Source organism: Beijerinckia mobilis, assembly GCF_000745425.1.
GTDB classification, from domain to species: domain Bacteria; phylum Pseudomonadota; class Alphaproteobacteria; order Rhizobiales; family Beijerinckiaceae; genus Beijerinckia; species Beijerinckia mobilis.
This window is the reverse complement of record NZ_JQJH01000019.1, coordinates 47,607-64,284: the sequence shown is the minus strand read 5'-3', so window position 1 is coordinate 64,284 and position 16,678 is coordinate 47,607. Positions and strand designations below refer to the sequence as shown.

The window sequence follows — 16,678 nt, the reverse complement described above, 5'->3', positions numbered from 1 at the left end:
AAGGCGCTTATCTTGGCATAAACACAGAAAAAGGCACATCAACAATCTATTAAAATACATTCCAAGTAATAATTCTAAATAAAGTATATTTTTATTTATATAAAATAAGAAAAACATATTATTTTTGTTTAATACCACGAAAATTCTGCAGCATTACGTGATATTTGCTCGGATAAGCATTTAAAAGCATTCGGCCTGAAATAGAATTTTCTCGCAAACAAAAACCCCTGACCGCGATCCACGCGGTCAGGGGTCTCAGTAACAATATCATCTCATCACCTTATGCGGCAGGGTCACCAATCGATCCTGCCGGAGCGATAAGATCTGATCAAGCCTGCGAGGCGACACCTTGGTTCAAGGCCGCCTGTGCCGCCGCGAGACGCGCTATCGGCACACGGAAGGGCGAACAGGAGACGTAATCCAGACCGACCTTTTCGCAGAAGCCGATCGACGCAGGGTCACCACCATGCTCACCGCAGATGCCAAGCTTGATGTCCGATCGCGTCTTGCGGCCGCGCGTAACACCAAGTTCTACCAATTCTCCGACACCTTCCTGATCGATCGAGACGAAAGGATCATTTGGAAGAATATTCTTGGCGGTATAGGTGCCAAGGAAGGAGCCAGCGTCGTCACGGGAAATGCCGAGACAGGTCTGGGTGAGATCGTTCGTGCCGAAGGAGAAGAACTCCGCCGTCTCGGCAATGTCGCCCGCACGCAGAGCCGCACGCGGCGTCTCGATCATCGTGCCGACCTTATAGGGAATCGTTTCACCGGTTTCTTCGGCGACCAGTTTGGCCATGGCATCGATCCGATCCTTGACGATATCGAACTCAGCCTTGGAAACGATCAGAGGCACCATGACTTCAGGCTGGACCGTCTGGCCAGTCTTCTTCTTGGCCTCAACAGCGCCTTCGAAAATCGCACGCGCCTGCATTTCAGCGATTTCCGGGAAGGCGATCGCCAGACGGCAGCCGCGGAAACCAAGCATCGGGTTGAATTCATGGAGCTCCGCCGCACGACGCTTGAGCTTTTCAGCCGGAACATCGAGCGACTTCGCAACCTCGGCGATTTCCGCCTCGGTCTGCGGCAGGAACTCATGCAGCGGGGGATCAAGCAAACGGATCGTGACAGGAAGACCGGACATGATCTCGAACAATTCGGCGAAGTCGCCGCGCTGAATCGGCAGAAGCTTGGCAAGGGCTGCACGCCGGCCAGCTTCGTTTTCCGCCAGGATCATTTCACGCACGGCAACGATTCGGTCTGCCTCGAAGAACATATGTTCGGTACGGCAGAGGCCGATGCCTTCCGCGCCGAACTTGCGCGCCACCCGCGCATCTTGCGGCGTTTCGGCATTGGCACGAACGTTCATCCGGCGCGCCTTATCGGCCCATTCCATAAGGATGGCAAATTCACCCGACAATTCAGGCTGGAGCATTTGCGTTGCTCCCTTGATCACCTGGCCGGTGCCGCCATCGATCGTGATCATATCACCTTTCTTGAAGGTGACACCCGAGGCAGTCATAGTGCCGGCCGCATAATCGACACGCACGCTGCCTGCACCAGAAACGCAGGGCTTGCCCATGCCACGCGCAACCACGGCCGCGTGCGATGTCATGCCGCCGCGCGTCGTCAAAATGCCTTCCGAGGCATGCATGCCGTGAATATCTTCAGGGCTCGTCTCGACGCGGACCAAAATCACCTTGTGACCGGCGCTTTTCAATTGTTCCGCTTCGTCGGAAGTAAAGACGATTTCTCCGGAAGCAGCACCCGGAGAAGCCGGCAGTCCGGTTGCGACGACCGTCAGCTCGGCCTTCGGATCGATGGTCGGATGCAGAAGCTGATCAAGGGAAGAGGGCTCGACGCGACCGACGGCTTCTTCCTTGGTGATCAGCCCCTCATTGGCCATATCGACGGCGATACGCAGCGCAGCCTTGCCGGTCCGCTTGCCATTGCGCGTCTGCAACATCCACAATTTGCCGCGCTCGACCGTGAATTCCATATCCTGCATGTCACGGTAATGCTTTTCAAGCAGGTTGGTCGTACGCACGAATTCAGCGAAAACCTCGGGAAGCGCGGTTTCCATGGAGGGCTTGTCGGAACCGGCGTTGATGCGTGCCGCTTCGGTGATGTTCTGCGGAGTTCTGATGCCGGCGACGACATCCTCGCCCTGGGCATTGATCAGAAACTCGCCATAGAGTTCCTTGGCGCCCGTCGAAGGGTTGCGCGTAAAGGCCACGCCGGTCGCGGAGGTCTCGCCCATATTGCCGAAGACCATGGCCTGAACCGTGACCGCCGTACCCCAGCTCGCGGGAATATCATGCAGACGCCGGTAGGTGATGGCACGGGCGTTCATCCAGGAACCGAAGACGGCGCCGATGGCGCCCCATAATTGCTCCTGCGGATCCTGCGGGAAAGGCTTGCCGAGCGCATCCTCGACCTGCTTCTTGTAGGAAGCAATAATCAGCTGCCAGTCGGCCGCGCCGAGATCGGTATCGAGAACGAACCCTTTGCTCTCTTTATAATGTTCGAGAATTTCCTCGAAATGATGATGTTCCAGGCCGAGAACGACATTGGAATACATCTGAATGAAACGGCGATAGGAATCATAGGCGAAACGCTCGTCATCGGCATTCTTCGCGAGCGCCAGCACGGTCGTATCGTTCAATCCGAGATTGAGAACCGTATCCATCATGCCGGGCATGGAAGCACGGGCACCGGAGCGAACCGAGACGAGAAGCGGATTTTGGCTGTCACCGAAAATACGGCCGGTCAGCGCGGCGATATGGGCCAGCGCATTGGTGACCTCACCGACGAGTTCGGCCGGATAGGATTTGCCGTTTTCGTAAAAATACGTGCAAACTTCCGTCGTGATGGTGAAGCCGGGCGGCACGGGCAGACCGAGATTGGCCATTTCGGCGAGATTGGCTCCCTTGCCGCCGAGCAGGTTGCGCATTCCGCCCGCTCCCTCGGCCTTACCGTCTCCGAATGTATAAACCCATTTCCCCATATCGGAATCTTCCCTTTATGAAAGGTAGCAAGGAATGCCTTCACGAACCTGTCCCGGTCGTGAATGCTTCACCGGCGACTTCTCGCCTGACAGGTTTCCAAAGGCAGGACGCGGATCAAACAGCAAGCATCCGGACGCCCAGCCTCTCTAATCCACTTCACCGTCTGTCCCTGCCAGAAAATGTATCTGCCGCAGCCGCAGCCCAAAAGCAATCCAGCCCACACCCCAAACAAGAAGATCGAGGCCCAACAGAATGCCCAGGATGAAAATACTATTGTTCGGCCAGCCGATGAGGATCAGAAATCCGGCAAGCGACGTCACTATACTGGCCAGAACCACCGGTCCACGAATTCCATCGTCGAATTGCAAACCGAGATAAAGCCTTATGAGGCCCGTGACGATCATGCCTGTGCCGAGCAGAAGAGTGAAGAAAGCGGCCGCGATCAAGGGCTGGGCAAGCGCAAACGCACCGAGGGCGATATAACAGAGCCCGGCGACAATCCACAAAAAGAAACGGTCCCAGGATCTGGAGCCAAAACCAGCCGCAACCTCACATCCTCCAACGATAATGATAAAAATCGCGATAAGATAGACCGACACAATGGTGGCCGAGAAAAACAGGAACAGAGCGGCAACACCGAAAAGGCTGCTCAGGATTCCGAAACCGACGATCCAGGGCCAGTTTTTGCGCAAGGCAACTATGGATTTCCCCAGACTTGGCGGCTCCAGGGAGTGCGGCGCAGTCCCCACCATTCGATTCATCTGGCTTTGCCCTTCAAGCGACGCACCGCGTCAAACCGAAAACCGAACGCCTTGGCCGGATGAACCAACCTCCAGGCCTTTCCCTTTTGAGAGGAATCGCGGCGCGATTCGAAACCCTCGGCAACGCTCTCGCGGAGTTAACAGAACATTTCGGAAATATCTAAAACACTCGCACCCGGATGGAGGCAATGCCTGGCTGCTGTCACCTCACCAATCGATTACCATGAAAATGCTCTGCTTTTTGAGGGAAGCGTTTCTGGATATATCCGAAACGCTCTAGAACGCCCGCTGCAAGCGACCCCTTTCGCTTTTGCGATTGATGCTGTTGATGGAATGATTGGACCAAAGTTTCATGGTGAAAATACGTCAGATATCCAAAATGCATAACCCGTCTATAATCCGGCATTGATGAAATAACATCAAGCCAGAAGCAACCTTCTTCTCCAGCTTCACCGACTCCGGTAACATTCCATCCATTGGTGTTGCTTTCAAACCTACTCTCAAGAAGGATGTCCGCGACCGTCATTCCTCAAGTTACTGACACCCTTCTATCAGCTTTGATCATAGCCGCAATTGCCTGCACGCGGAAAATCTCCGGGAAGTTCAATAATTCGTCCAGAACTACAATTTTCCAGAGGAAATACCGGCGGTGATCACCCTTTATTGCCATCGAAAATATAGCGTGTCGTTCGCCATTCATCCTCTGTTCTAATTGATAAGCGCATGATGCAAAATATTGTTTTCGCATAGCCGCATCATCGCGACCGCATTCTTCGGGGCTTCAATATCACTCCTCAAGACATCGAGACGAAAGGATTGATCGAAGCATTCGCGCGATGATGAACCTCATCTTCCAGCCATCCAATGTTTTGGAAGGGTGGATTGCGTGAAGAGCAAGAGGAAAGAGTGTGACGCAAAGGTCGCGCCTGTCGAAAGATTTGCCAAAAAGACACAATTTCAAAAGTGGCGCATTGCCCGCCCGCTGACGAATGGTTTAGGGATGAAGATTAATATGGCGAATAGGGAAACGCTTTTCGTTTTCCTCGCAACTCAAGGACCGCCTCCTCCGCTGAAACCGAGGACCGCGTGTCGCACGGAACTTCCACCCAAGAGGCGCTGGTGAGGAAAGATTCGAAAACTCCCCTTCTCGATACGATTGACACCCCGACAGATCTGCGACGTCTCAAAGAAGCGGATTTGACGCAGCTCGCGGATGAATTGCGCACCGAGACGATCGATGCCGTCTCCGTTACGGGTGGCCATCTCGGCGCCGGCCTCGGCGTCGTCGAGTTGACGGTTGCCCTGCATTATGTCTTCGACACCCCTAATGACCGGCTGATCTGGGATGTCGGCCATCAAGCCTATCCTCACAAGATTCTCACTGGCCGCCGGGACCGCATCCGCACATTGCGGCGTGCGGGTGGCCTTTCCGGATTCACGAAACGTTCGGAAAGTGTCTACGATCCTTTCGGCACGGCGCATTCTTCCACATCCATTTCCGCCGGGCTCGGCATGGCCGTGGCGACGACGCTATCAGGCGGTCACAACAACGTCATCGCGGTGATCGGCGACGGGGCCATGTCGGCCGGCATGGCCTATGAGGCCATGAATAATGCCGGGGCGATGCATTCGCGCCTGATCGTCATCCTCAACGACAATGAGATGTCGATTGCCCCGCCAGCGGGCGCCCTTTCCGCCTATCTCGCCAGGCTCGTCTCCGGCGGCACCTATCGCACGGTGCGGGAAGCCGCGAAGCAGCTCGGCCGCCATCTGCCCAATTTCATCTATGACAGAGCCCGCAAGACGGAAGAATTCGCCCGGAACTTCTGGGCCGGCGGCACAATGTTTGAGGAACTCGGCTTTTATTATGTCGGTCCCATCGATGGTCACAATCTCGACCATCTGCTGCCCGTTCTGAAAAACGTCCGCGATTTCAAGGAAACCGGCCCAATCCTCGTCCATGTCGTGACGCAGAAGGGCAAAGGTTATGCGCCGGCCGCCGCCGCCAGCGACAAATATCATAGTGTCCATACTTTCGATGTCGTGACCGGCGTCCAGGCAAAACCGAAAGCCAATGCGCCTTCCTATACGCGGGTTTTCGCCGATGCCCTGGTCAAGGAGGCCGAGCGCGACGACAAGATCGTGGCCATTTCCGCTGCCATGCCCGGTGGCACCGGCCTCGATGTTTTCGGCAAGGCTTTTCCGGAACGGACTTTCGATGTCGGCATTGCCGAACAACATGCCGTGACCTTCGCCGCTGGTCTTGCGACGGAAGGCTATCGCCCGTTCTGCGCGCTTTATTCCACCTTCCTGCAGCGCGGCTATGATCAGGTCGTCCACGATGTGGCGCTGCAAAATCTACCCGTGCGTTTCGCCATCGACAGAGCCGGTCTCGTCGGAGCCGATGGGGCGACGCATGCTGGTTCCTTCGACGTTTCCTATCTCGGCATATTGCCCAATATGGTCGTGATGGCCGCCGCCGATGAGGCCGAGCTCGTCCATATGGTCGCCACGGCGGCGGCTTACGATCAAGGCCCGATCGCCTTCCGTTATCCGCGCGGCGAAGGGGTCGGGATCGAATTGCCGCAGATCGGCGAGATCCTCGATATTGGCAAGGGCCGTGTTATCCGCGAAGGTACGACGGTGGCTCTGCTCTCGCTCGGCACGCGTCTGGCCGAAGCAACGAAGGCAGCAGATCTCCTTGCTGGCTATGGCGTCTCCGTAACGGTCGCCGATGCCCGTTTTGCCAAGCCTCTCGACCTCGAGCTCCTGCGTCAGATCGCCAAGTCCCATCAGGTGCTTGTGACCATTGAGGAAGGCAGTGTCGGCGGTTTCGGCTCCTTCGTTATGCAGGCGCTCGCCGAGGAAGGATTGCTCGATTCAACAGGGCTGAAATTCCGCTCCATGGTGCTGCCGGACGTCTTCCTCGACCATGACAAGCCGGAGCGGCTTTACGCCCAGGCCGGTCTTGATGCGAAGGGGATCGTCGCCAAAGTTCTCTCGACGCTTGGGCGTGAGCAAGAAGCCCACCAGAGCCTGATCGCCTGAGGAGCCTTGTCCAAGGAACCGGAGCGGATCGCATTTTCCGCAAGAGAGATGCTGGGAGTGCTCAGCGCCATTCTCACGGTTTTCCGTGATGATGGCGCTGATGTCGACTGGCTTTATCTGATCCGCGCCCCCTTCGAATATGGGATGGATGAGTGGGTGCTTCGCTTCGTCAGCCGCGAAGCGCCGGACTCACTCCGCTTGCGCAAAATCCGCTTGCGTCAGGAAGGGCTTTTCCCCACTCTTCCGCTGGATGCCCGGCTCGACAGCGTTCCGCCCGAAGAATATGAGGCTGCCTGCATCGCCGACTTTGCGCGATGTGCGGATGCGGAACCCATCATTCTTGATGATTTCGCCTGGAAAGGCCTTTATTTCGATTATGTTCTCGTCTGCGGTCTGGCAATCAGACCGCTGAAAACGGCCTCACCAAGGCATAGAATGCGCCGCAATGCGATGCATTTTCCTCCAAAATGAAATCCCCATGGCCGCTCACGGGCAGAATCCTTCGCCTTCCACTCTCCGTCAACGCGCTGATCGCCTTCTCGTCGATCGAGGCCTGTTCGAGAGCCGAGCCAAGGCGCAGGAAGCGATCACCGCCGGGCTGGTGCGGGTGGATGGCGAGACTTTGCACAAAGCCTCGCAGATGATCGATCCTGCAGGATATATCGAAGCGCGTGCCCCCTACCCTTGGGTGTCCCGCGGCGGGGTCAAGCTCGCGGCAGGGCTCGACGCTTTCGACTACGATCCGCGCAATCGTCTCTGTCTCGATATTGGCACCTCAACCGGCGGCTTTACCCATGTCCTCCTGACGAGAGGCGCACGGCGGGTCGTGGCGGTGGATGTCGGCCACGGGCAATTGCATCCGTCGCTTGCCGTCAATCCCCGCGTCGACTCGCGCGAGGGGGTTGATGCGCGCCAGCTCCGCCTGGACGATTTGCCCGAATACCCATCCCTCATTACCTGTGACGCCAGCTTCATCTCCCTGCTTCTGCTTTTGCCGAACATTCTGACACTCGCAAGCGATGACGCCTTTTTCATTGGCCTCATCAAGCCGCAATTCGAGGCGGGGCCGGGGCATAAAGGCATCGTCAAGGATGCCGCCGTGCATGGTGAAGTGTGCGAGCGGATCGTTCAGAATGTAAAGGACCTCGGCTGGCAGGTTGACGGCACGATCGATTCCCCCATCACCGGAACGGATGGAAACAAGGAATTTCTGATCGGCGCGCGACGGACGCGAAATTCATGATCGATCTTTGCGCGCGTCTGACTATTGAAAGGCTTGGGCAACGCGGCGAGGGAATGGCCCGCACTGCCGAAGGGCCAGTCTTCGTGCCCTTTGCGCTGCCCGGCGAGACCATCATCGCCGAGGTCGATGGGGATCGCGGCCGTCTTGCCGATATTCTGCAACCCTCTCCCGACCGCGTCGATCCCGTCTGTTCTTTGTTTGCGCGATGCGGCGGCTGCGCCGTCCAATGTTTGGCGCCAGAAGCCTATGCCGCCTGGAAGCGGTCACTCGTCGTCGACACCTTGCGTCATACTTTTCCGGAGACGCCCGTTCTACCCTTGATCGATGCACACGGAGAGGGACGGCGCCGGGCAAGCCTCCATGCGCGCATCGACGATGAAGGCAGGATGCAGATCGGCTTCATGGAAGCGCGCAGCCATGCTCTGGTGCCGATCGCCGCCTGTCCGCTCTTTGCGCCCGCTCTATCGAAAGCTTTGCCGATCGCTGAAATCCTCGCACGGGCTATCGGAGAGATCTTTCAAGGCAAAGCCAAACCTTTCGATCTCGTCGCCACCGCGACGCTCTCAGGACTCGACATTGATCTGCGCGGGCTCGGGCCGCTTACGAAAGCCCAAACCGAAGGTCTTATCGCGCGGGTGCTCGCACTCCCCCTGGCGCGTCTGTCCAATCACGGGATCATCATTCTGGAGAAAGAAACGCCCGCGATCCGAATAGGCGATTGCCGGGTTGCCCTGCCGCCGGGTTCCTTTCTGCAAGCGACTGAAGCCGGGGAAAGGGAATTGGCGAAAAAGGTGACACAGGCGCTGGCAGGGCGGCGCAAAATCGCCGATCTTTTTGCCGGCCTCGGCACATTCTCGCTGCCTCTCGCCAAGACTGCGCGAGTTCACGCCTTCGATCTTGAAAAAGCGCCACTCACCGCCCTCATGAAAGCCTCTCACGCACCGGGGCTGCATCCTGTCGAGATTGAGGCGCGCGACCTGTTTCGCCGCCCTCTCACGGAGGAACTTGCGCAATTCGATGCCATCGTCTTCGATCCGCCACGGGCCGGGGCCGAGCAGCAAGCACACGCGCTTGCCGCGTCAGAAGTCCCGATCGTGGCCGGTGTTTCCTGCAATCCGCAGACTTTCGCCCGTGATGCCGCCATTCTCCGTGCCGGTGGCTATCATCTGCGCGAAGTGACGCCGATCGACCAGTTCCGCTTTTCTCCCCATGTGGAGCTTGTCGGCCTCTTCGAACGCGAAACCCGGAAGAAAAAGCGCCGGCTGCTCGGATAAAAGGCCCCGCTTTCGTGGTTATGGCCCGATTGGAAAGACCATGCTCGATATCGTCGATCGCCGCCCTTCGATCCTCCACATCACCTTGCAAACAGGCCAATCCCGCCGTTCCTATCGCGAGGACGTCGAGGATTCGACCATCGCCCTGCTCCGCCCGCTCCTGCAGGCCGATGGCGATTACGACCTCCCGCTGATCGAAAACCGGCGCCTGAAAATCACCCGCTCAGGCCGCCTCCTTCTCGCCACGGTCCACGCCGAAAACCGTATTTGCACCATCGGCGTCGCCAACCAGACGGTCGGCGCCGAAAAGCTCTGGCAAATTCTGCATGAGGAGGTAAAAGTCGCCACCAATCGGGACCGTGTGCCCCCTTCACCATGGTGCGCGGTGAGGCTGGAGACTGGTATCGCCGATCACCCGGAGGATGCGCAATGGCTGCCGGACTTCGAAAGGTGCCTTGCTTGGGCGTGGATCACAATCCATCGGGATCACGGATGACACATTAGTTATTCAATTTTAAGCTTATATTCAGAAAATGAATCGAAAACGATCAATATCAATACCGATGCGTACCTTTATGTCGTGAAATAATCGGCTTGCGCAATAGTTCGGTTCTCTCCAGAAAGCGTAGCATTAATGCATTTTCGACCGAGATTTCTTCCAAGTATCTCAGCACGTTTCCTTCATCCGAAATCCTTGAATATTGATATCGCAAATTTTGACCCTGACTTCTACAGGCAGAATTACCCCGACCTTTTTCATTTAAAGCGCGAGAAGGATTTACTGCGTCATTACATTCTTCATGGTGCAAAAGAAGGTCGCTTCAAGAATCTGGAGGCCGCTAAGGCCTACTACAATCATGAGTACGGTCCCCTTCCGCAAGATTTCAATCCAACCTTCTATCGTCAGCGGAATGAAGATCTCGCTCGTGTCTTTAGTCATGATTGGCAATTTGCTTTTCATTACCTCGAACACGGGCGCAAGGAAGGCCGTCCTTATAAAGCCGCGAATGAAACTGGCGACAACGAACCATGGCATAATATTTTTCGTTTATATGACTTTATTACATGTGCACACGATTGGCTTGAGGACGTTCCCGCTACGCGCGAGGCAGGGATAAACCTATTTGTGCGCCAAGGCATCGCGCGTCTCACGCCCATCAATCTCGGTTATATTTTTGACCCAGCATATTACCGCGCAACTTATGTGCCCGACACGTCTCTATCGGACGCGGAGCTTTATCGTGATTGGCTGTATGAAGGTCTGGCGCGAGGGCGTTTCCCCAACGAACAAAGAGCGCTTCGCAATCTCGTAAACGACGGACAATTCCCCGAAGCCTTTGATTGGATAGCCTACAAAACCTCTTTGCCGGAAAAAACGGCTGGCTCGTGCAGCAACCGGGTCGATCTGCTGAAGCATTATTTCGACCATGGGTTTGAGAAGGCCGCCTTGAAATTTGTGAAGGGCGACCAAGCGACAACGCTCTTTGCCGCCATTGGTGATTATCATCTGGTCAAGCAACATTTCCGGTTAGCACGCGCGGCTTATGATCTCGCCATCGCACACGGCGACCGGAGGTGCGGCACTCTCCATCGGCGGGGTGACGCCAATGCGGCACTCGGAAATAGTGCCGCCGCTTTCGTTGATTTCGAAAAGGCTGCGACCAATCCTCAAGCCTCGGTTTGGTCGCATGTTCACGCGGCCAGAATGGCCGTTAAAAATGAAGCATTCGATCAGGCTTTCTCAACCCTAGCAAAGGCGCGGCCTCTCTGGATCAAGAACATCCATTTTCGTGAGACCATCAAATATGTAATCGATCAACTCTTCACAGCCAGAACGAATGCGGCTTTCGCGCTTTATGCGGCGGGGGAACGCGCGCGTGCCGACACGGTCATTATAGAGACGCTTGATACGATCAAGGCGCAGATGCTCGCGCTGGAGGATTTTCCTCCCGCACTCAAACATTCAAATGATGGGCATGTGGTGATCCTCGCCAATCAGGATCTCGCCCAATGCAAATATTATCGCGTCGAACAGAAGCGGCGTCAGCTTGAACATGCCGGATATCGCGTCGAGATCTATGATCAGAATGATCCAATTTCGTTCATCAAAGGCCTGGTTGGCGCGCGGGCGGCAATTTTCTACCGTGTACCTGCCTTCCCAAATGTTCTTCGCGCCATATTGACGGCCAAGGCAACGGGAATTCCTCTCTTTTACGACATTGACGACCTCGTCTTCAATGCGGAATACTTCCCCGACACCTTTGCGTCCTATGAAGGCCAGATCAATCGCGACGAATACAATGGCCTGCTCTATGGAGTTCCCTTATACCGTTACGCGATGAAGCAATGCGACCACGGTATCGCTTCCACCTTGCCGCTCGCGCGCCAAATACAACCACTCGTTAAAAGCAATGATTGCTTCATCCTTCGCAACGGGCTTGATGAGCGTAACGACAAAGCCATCGCGCTCGGCGGTAATCCCCTTCCTGCCCGTGAAATGATCACGGTTTTCTATGGCTCGGGGACAAAGGCCCATAACAGCGATTTCAATGAGCTCGCGGGAGCCGCCCTGCTCAACCTGTTTCACCGCAGGGCTGAAATTCGTCTTGTTATCGTCGGTCATTTGAGGCTGCGGCCGGAGTTCGAACAATTTTCATCGCGCATCACACAGATCGAATTCGTTAGCAATCTCGACGATTATTGGTCCATTCTGTCTGCATGCGACATCAATATAGCGGTCCTTGCGCCCGGTGTCATGGCAGATTGCAAAAGTGAAATCAAATGGCTCGAAGCCGCGGTTCTGCAAGTCCCCTCAATCGTCAGCAGAACGGCAACCTATGAGGACGTTCTGACTGAAGGTGAGGACGTCCTCTTTGCCGATAATGTGCAAGGTTGGATCGACGCGTTCGAGACATTGATATCGAGCCGGGATCGCCGACTGGCGATAGGTGCAGCGGCGCGGCAAAAAGCTTTGTCATCCTACTCTCTCGACGCAATGGCTGCACTTTGGCGCGACCGGCTAGGTCCGCCGCAAACACCATCGCCCAAAGCAGGAAGTGCAGAGCGCCGCCTCGACGCACGTCCCGACGGAAAGATCAAAGTCCTTATCTGCAATGTCTTTTTCGCACCGCAAAGTTATGGAGGCGCAACGCGCGTCGTCGAGAATAATGTCGATTATATTCTCGAAAACTGCCCTGATATAGAACTCAGCATTTTTGCAACCGATGAGGGTGTCGAAACACCTGGACAATTTCGGCTTGATCAATACAAAGGCGTTCCCGTCTATCGCCTGTCAACACCTGTCGAAGCCAATATGGATTGGCGGCCCTTCAATCCAGAAAATGCATCCGCATTTGAACGTATTCTCGATGCAATTCAACCGGATCTGATTCATTTTCATTGCATCCAACGCCTCACCGCAACAATTGTCGAAGTCGCACAACGGCATAAGATTCCTTATCTCATCACCGCCCATGACGGCTGGTGGATTTCCGATTATCAGTTTTTTGTGGACGAAGATGATCAATTGCATTTGCCCACAACAAGCGTATTACCTGTCAAGTTACCCAATGGCGTTACCGCTGCCCAGTCGATTGCGCGAAGAACAAAGCTTGCCGCATTAATGGCTGGTGCCGCGCATGTTCTCGCTGTGTCAAACTCTTTTGCCGAGATTTACCGTCGCGCGGGTGTCAGTAATGTCATTTCCGTGCCCAATGGACTTCCGCCACACACGCCTTTTAGCTCCAAAGCGAGATTGAGCGAGACTCGGCTTTCGCTCGGCCATATCGGAGGCCGGTCTTCCCATAAAGGAGCGACACTGATCGAAGCCGTCTTACGCACGACCCAATTCGACCATCTCCATTTGACAATGGTCGACATGACGATGGAGCCGGGTCAAACCTGTGAGACCGTTTGGGGGACGACACCAGTGACGCTCTGTGGACCTTACCCCCAGAATGAAATTGATAAACTCTATGCTCGCCTCGATGTCCTCCTTGCACCATCAATCTGGCCGGAAAGCTTTGGTCTTGTCGCGCGCGAGGCGCATTCTCATGGTTTGTGGGTCATCGCGTCGGATCGCGGAGCCATGGGAGAGGATATTCGTCAAGGCGAAAACGGATTCGTGATTGATGTCACTAATGCAGTCGAGCTTGTCACTATATTACGTAACTTAGATTCATGCACTTCACACTATAAAGAAAAAATACGATATGATAACAACTATAATAGATCATCACATAGGCAAGGGTATGAAGTAGCTGCAATTTATAAAAAAATAACAAAAAATGAGTTAAGTGTCTGAAGTTCGGGGGCGATAAATGGGACATGCAACGGAAGATGAAATAAATAAGGAAACAAGCATAATATTATCGCTTGGAATAACAGATGCACTTCAATATGTCCCATTAATTTTTAAAAAATCAATAGAAAATGACGATTTTCTCTATCCAATAAGAATTGGGCTTGTTTTACGTAAGAATGATAAATTCAACTTAGCAGATCATATATTCAACTATGCCTTAAATTATGACAACATGAGGAAATATGCTTTATATGAGCTTGCTTTCTCAAATATACTACAATCCAATATTGGGAACGCAATTTTCCTACTAAAGCAATTATCAGTTGAATTTGGGCTGACACCCCAACAAATGATAGTTTTAGCGATGCAGTACGCAAGATTAGGCTTGCACCAAGAGGCGATTTATTGGTCTAAGAAAGCAAACGAAGAGGATCCAGGTTTATACAAGGAGGCAGTAACGACATTCCAGTTTTGCCTCTTCGTCAATGATTGGCCAGAAGCTCGAGCCCTTAATTTGCTTGAAACAATTGAAGAAAATTTCGCTCTGTCTAATATAGATGTAATAGAGTCCGACATCATTCAAGCACTGAAAGAAAAAAAACCGTACCTACTCTTGCGAATGGGCGATGGAGAGGGCTCCCATATTCGCATAAACCTTGAAGATGAATCCAAGTACTACATGTTATACCGTGAGAATAGAAAGGAATTTCTAGACATATGGTTTAAAGATCAAAGTATTATCGAAAATAATTTATTCGATACTGCGATAGCTCGTTTTAATGAAATGATAAGCTTGAGCGATTGCATTGGCGCTATCAACAAAGACTTAATTGCGCACGAATATCGCATTGGGAGCAAGCGAGGAATACCCTACATCGTAAACATCATGCGCAAAATGTGCATCCTGTCGGAACAACGACCAGAATGGTCAAAGCAAGTACGGATTTCCGGCTTAACGGTTCACTACGACCTTCTATTTAGCGGTGCCCTCGATCGAATTTTGCGCCGATGCGATAAACTTGGGCTTATTTGCTGTCATCCAGAACTACCAGACGCGTTGGTTAAAAAGTACGGCTTTAAACAAATTGATTTTTATAAAATTCCTGGTGAGCAAATTCACTCGGAGATTTTAGGACTTGCTGCCACACGCGGGAGCCATTGGCCTACGCGTTATTTAGAGTTATGCCGTGAGTTGGAAGATTCTAATGTTGAAGGTGAACTTTTCTTGGTTGCTGCTGGCTTACTCGGTAAAATTTATGCGTCCATCCTAAAGCGTCGCGGAGCTATTGTCATCGATGTCGGTGCTGTAGCAGATATTTGGGCTGGAAAAACTAATACTAGAAGTTTCCCCTTGAATGCAGAAGGTTTTTCATTAGTATGATCAAGAAAAATCTTGGTCTTTGATCAAGAGTTTATCTTTTATAATGCAAAGTTGGGGCAGCATGTCTTTTGCTAACGAAAAACTTACTTTAATTGATGTTGGTGGATTGGGTGGCCTTCAAGAGCATTGGAAGCCTTTCATTGCGGATATTTGTCCAATCGTATTTGAACCCAACACGGAACAAGCAGCGTTAATTCGTCCAGCTATTGAGGCGATTAACGGCGGAAAAGTGATGGAGTTCGCTCTCGCGCATGCCGAATGCACTATGGATTTAAACATAACAAAAAGTTTAGGTTGCACATCCTTGCTGAAGCCAAACGATAACTTGCTGAATCGATATTCTATAAGCGGCGCCTTTCAAGTTGAAAAAACGATCCCCGTCGATTGTGTGCGATATGATAGCCTCTTCTCACAAGATTTAGTTCCTCAGCCCGATGCAATCAAGATCGACGTTCAAGGCTTTGAATATCAAGTGTTGTTAGGCTTCGGAGGTCTGTTAGAAAACTGCCTAGGCATTCAACTCGAAGCACACCTCTTGCCCATATATCATGATCAAAAGCTTTTAAATGATCTAGTTGATCTCCTATATTTATTTGAGTTAAGCCCCCGGAAGATTGTTCCTGTAAACCATTTTGATGGAGATATTGTAGAAGTTGATATTTGGTTCACAGCAAACAAACAAAAGATATCAAAACTGGATAGTAACGGTAGACGCAAATTGGATATCATATTAAAAGCATGGGAGATTGAAGGTCACAGAGATATCTTTCATGTGAATTCTTGGGGCTAATCACACTCAAGTAACCTACCGGCCTTTATTATTAGTTTATATTTTACTTGAAGTAACAGGAGACACAGAAATACTTCTGACAAGATGGGATCGTTATGGAACCTTTACGTGCCCAGACACAAATAATATATGCTCTAATGCTTAGGGATATGCGCTCACGATTCTTCGGCAACGGATTAGGTTTCGCTGTTGCCGTTGCATGGCCGCTTGTGCATATTATTATTTTACTGCTGATGTATACTGCCTCTGGTCGAACAACTCCTTACGGAGATAGTTTAGTTCTGTTTTTTTCAACTGGGCTTGTCCCATTTATAACATTTAGTTATATGTCGCGGTTTATTATGTACTCACTGATTATGAATCGTCCTCTGCTAGGCTTTCCAATTGTAAAAATAACAGATGTCTTATTCGCCCGGTCAATATTGGAGTGCTTGGGCGCCATTATTATGACAATTGCATTATTAATAATACTATGGTTTTGTGATATTGATTTTGTCCCGCATGACATTGTTCAAGCCTCATTTGCCTTTGGCTCCTGTATCTTATTGGGTCTTGGATTAGGCGTTGTTAATGCGATGATTGCGATGGCGTTTCCTATGTGGGCGACAGGCTATACATTAATTGTTATAGCTCTTTATGCATCATCCGGTATTTTGTTCGTACCCGATTCCTTGCCTGAAATTCTACGTTATTATCTTAGCTTCAACCCTGTATTACAATCAGTAGAGTGGATGCGTTCAGCATATTATGATGGATACGGGACGCTTGTTTTAGATAAGGGTTATGTTCTCACTTGGGGAGTACTCAGCCTTTTTGGTGGGTTGTTTATAGAACGTTTTGTTCGTAGCAGGCTTTTGCAAGCCTGACTTT

At 52.5% G+C, this 16,678-nt stretch carries 12 protein-coding genes; 9 read left to right on the top strand and 3 right to left on the bottom strand.

The annotated features are described in order from the left end of the window. Positions 1-328 precede the first annotated feature (328 nt). From ppdK to DL88_RS20390, 3 genes are all read right to left on the bottom strand, one after another. A complete protein-coding gene (gene ppdK / locus DL88_RS14170; RefSeq protein ID WP_034997259.1) occupies positions 329-3,007 on the bottom strand; it encodes a pyruvate, phosphate dikinase in 2,679 nt (892 codons plus the stop codon). A 147-nt stretch (positions 3,008-3,154) separates the two neighbouring features. Then, positions 3,155-3,760, bottom strand: coding sequence for an HdeD family acid-resistance protein (locus DL88_RS14165; RefSeq protein ID WP_051955987.1), 606 nt, complete (start codon positions 3,758-3,760; stop codon positions 3,155-3,157). Positions 3,761-3,971: 211 nt separating this feature from the next. Next, on the bottom strand, positions 3,972-4,295 hold the full coding sequence (locus tag DL88_RS20390) for a hypothetical protein (protein WP_156971115.1): 324 nt from the start codon (positions 4,293-4,295) through the stop codon (positions 3,972-3,974). A 593-nt stretch (positions 4,296-4,888) separates the two neighbouring features. On the opposite strand from DL88_RS20390, the gene dxs reads away from it, so the two are divergent. From dxs to DL88_RS14110, 9 genes are all read left to right on the top strand, one after another. Next, on the top strand, positions 4,889-6,817 hold the full coding sequence (dxs, locus tag DL88_RS14150) for a 1-deoxy-D-xylulose-5-phosphate synthase (RefSeq protein ID WP_034997252.1): 1,929 nt from the start codon (positions 4,889-4,891) through the stop codon (positions 6,815-6,817). Between the two features lie 6 nt (positions 6,818-6,823). Further along, positions 6,824-7,288 (top strand): hypothetical protein, encoded by a 465-nt coding sequence (locus tag DL88_RS14145; RefSeq protein WP_156971114.1) that lies wholly within the window; start codon positions 6,824-6,826, stop codon positions 7,286-7,288. Between the two features lie 7 nt (positions 7,289-7,295). Next, on the top strand, positions 7,296-8,060 hold the full coding sequence (locus DL88_RS14140; RefSeq protein WP_034997250.1) for a TlyA family RNA methyltransferase: 765 nt from the start codon (positions 7,296-7,298) through the stop codon (positions 8,058-8,060). Further along, a complete protein-coding gene (locus DL88_RS14135) occupies positions 8,057-9,334 on the top strand; it encodes a class I SAM-dependent RNA methyltransferase (RefSeq protein ID WP_034997249.1) in 1,278 nt (425 codons plus the stop codon). The genes DL88_RS14140 and DL88_RS14135 overlap by 4 nt, the downstream gene beginning before the upstream one ends. A 40-nt stretch (positions 9,335-9,374) precedes the next feature. Further along, complete coding sequence (locus DL88_RS14130) at positions 9,375-9,830, top strand: hypothetical protein (protein WP_034997248.1); 456 nt, start codon at positions 9,375-9,377, stop codon at positions 9,828-9,830. Between the two features lie 198 nt (positions 9,831-10,028). After that, positions 10,029-13,637, top strand: coding sequence for a glycosyltransferase (locus DL88_RS14125; RefSeq protein WP_169741586.1), 3,609 nt, complete (start codon positions 10,029-10,031; stop codon positions 13,635-13,637). A 16-nt stretch (positions 13,638-13,653) separates the two neighbouring features. After that, positions 13,654-15,018, top strand: a complete 1,365-nt coding sequence (locus DL88_RS14120; protein WP_034997247.1) for a hypothetical protein — start codon at positions 13,654-13,656, stop codon at positions 15,016-15,018. A 61-nt stretch (positions 15,019-15,079) separates the two neighbouring features. After that, complete coding sequence (locus DL88_RS14115) at positions 15,080-15,808, top strand: FkbM family methyltransferase (RefSeq protein ID WP_034997245.1); 729 nt, start codon at positions 15,080-15,082, stop codon at positions 15,806-15,808. 95 nt (positions 15,809-15,903) lie between these two features. Continuing rightward, positions 15,904-16,674 carry an ABC transporter permease gene (locus DL88_RS14110; protein WP_034997242.1) on the top strand — a complete coding sequence of 257 codons (771 nt, stop codon included), beginning with the start codon at positions 15,904-15,906 and terminating at the stop codon, positions 16,672-16,674. The last annotated feature ends 4 nt before the right edge of the window (positions 16,675-16,678 follow it).

Bases quoted from the DNA above. Each gene is read 5' to 3' on its own strand.
- DL88_RS14115 (WP_034997245.1), top strand. From the start codon at position 15,080: ATGTCTTTTGCTAACGAAAAACTTACTTTAATTGATGTTGGTGGATTG.
- DL88_RS14135 (WP_034997249.1), top strand. From the start codon at position 8,057: ATGATCGATCTTTGCGCGCGTCTGACTATTGAAAGGCTTGGGCAACGC.
- DL88_RS14110 (WP_034997242.1), top strand. From the start codon at position 15,904: ATGGAACCTTTACGTGCCCAGACACAAATAATATATGCTCTAATGCTT.
- DL88_RS14165 (WP_051955987.1), bottom strand. From the start codon at position 3,760: ATGGTGGGGACTGCGCCGCACTCCCTGGAGCCGCCAAGTCTGGGGAAA.
- DL88_RS14120 (WP_034997247.1), top strand. From the start codon at position 13,654: ATGGGACATGCAACGGAAGATGAAATAAATAAGGAAACAAGCATAATA.
- ppdK (WP_034997259.1), bottom strand. From the start codon at position 3,007: ATGGGGAAATGGGTTTATACATTCGGAGACGGTAAGGCCGAGGGAGCG.
- DL88_RS14140 (WP_034997250.1), top strand. From the start codon at position 7,296: ATGGCCGCTCACGGGCAGAATCCTTCGCCTTCCACTCTCCGTCAACGC.
- DL88_RS20390 (WP_156971115.1), bottom strand. From the start codon at position 4,295: ATGACGGTCGCGGACATCCTTCTTGAGAGTAGGTTTGAAAGCAACACC.
- DL88_RS14130 (WP_034997248.1), top strand. From the start codon at position 9,375: ATGCTCGATATCGTCGATCGCCGCCCTTCGATCCTCCACATCACCTTG.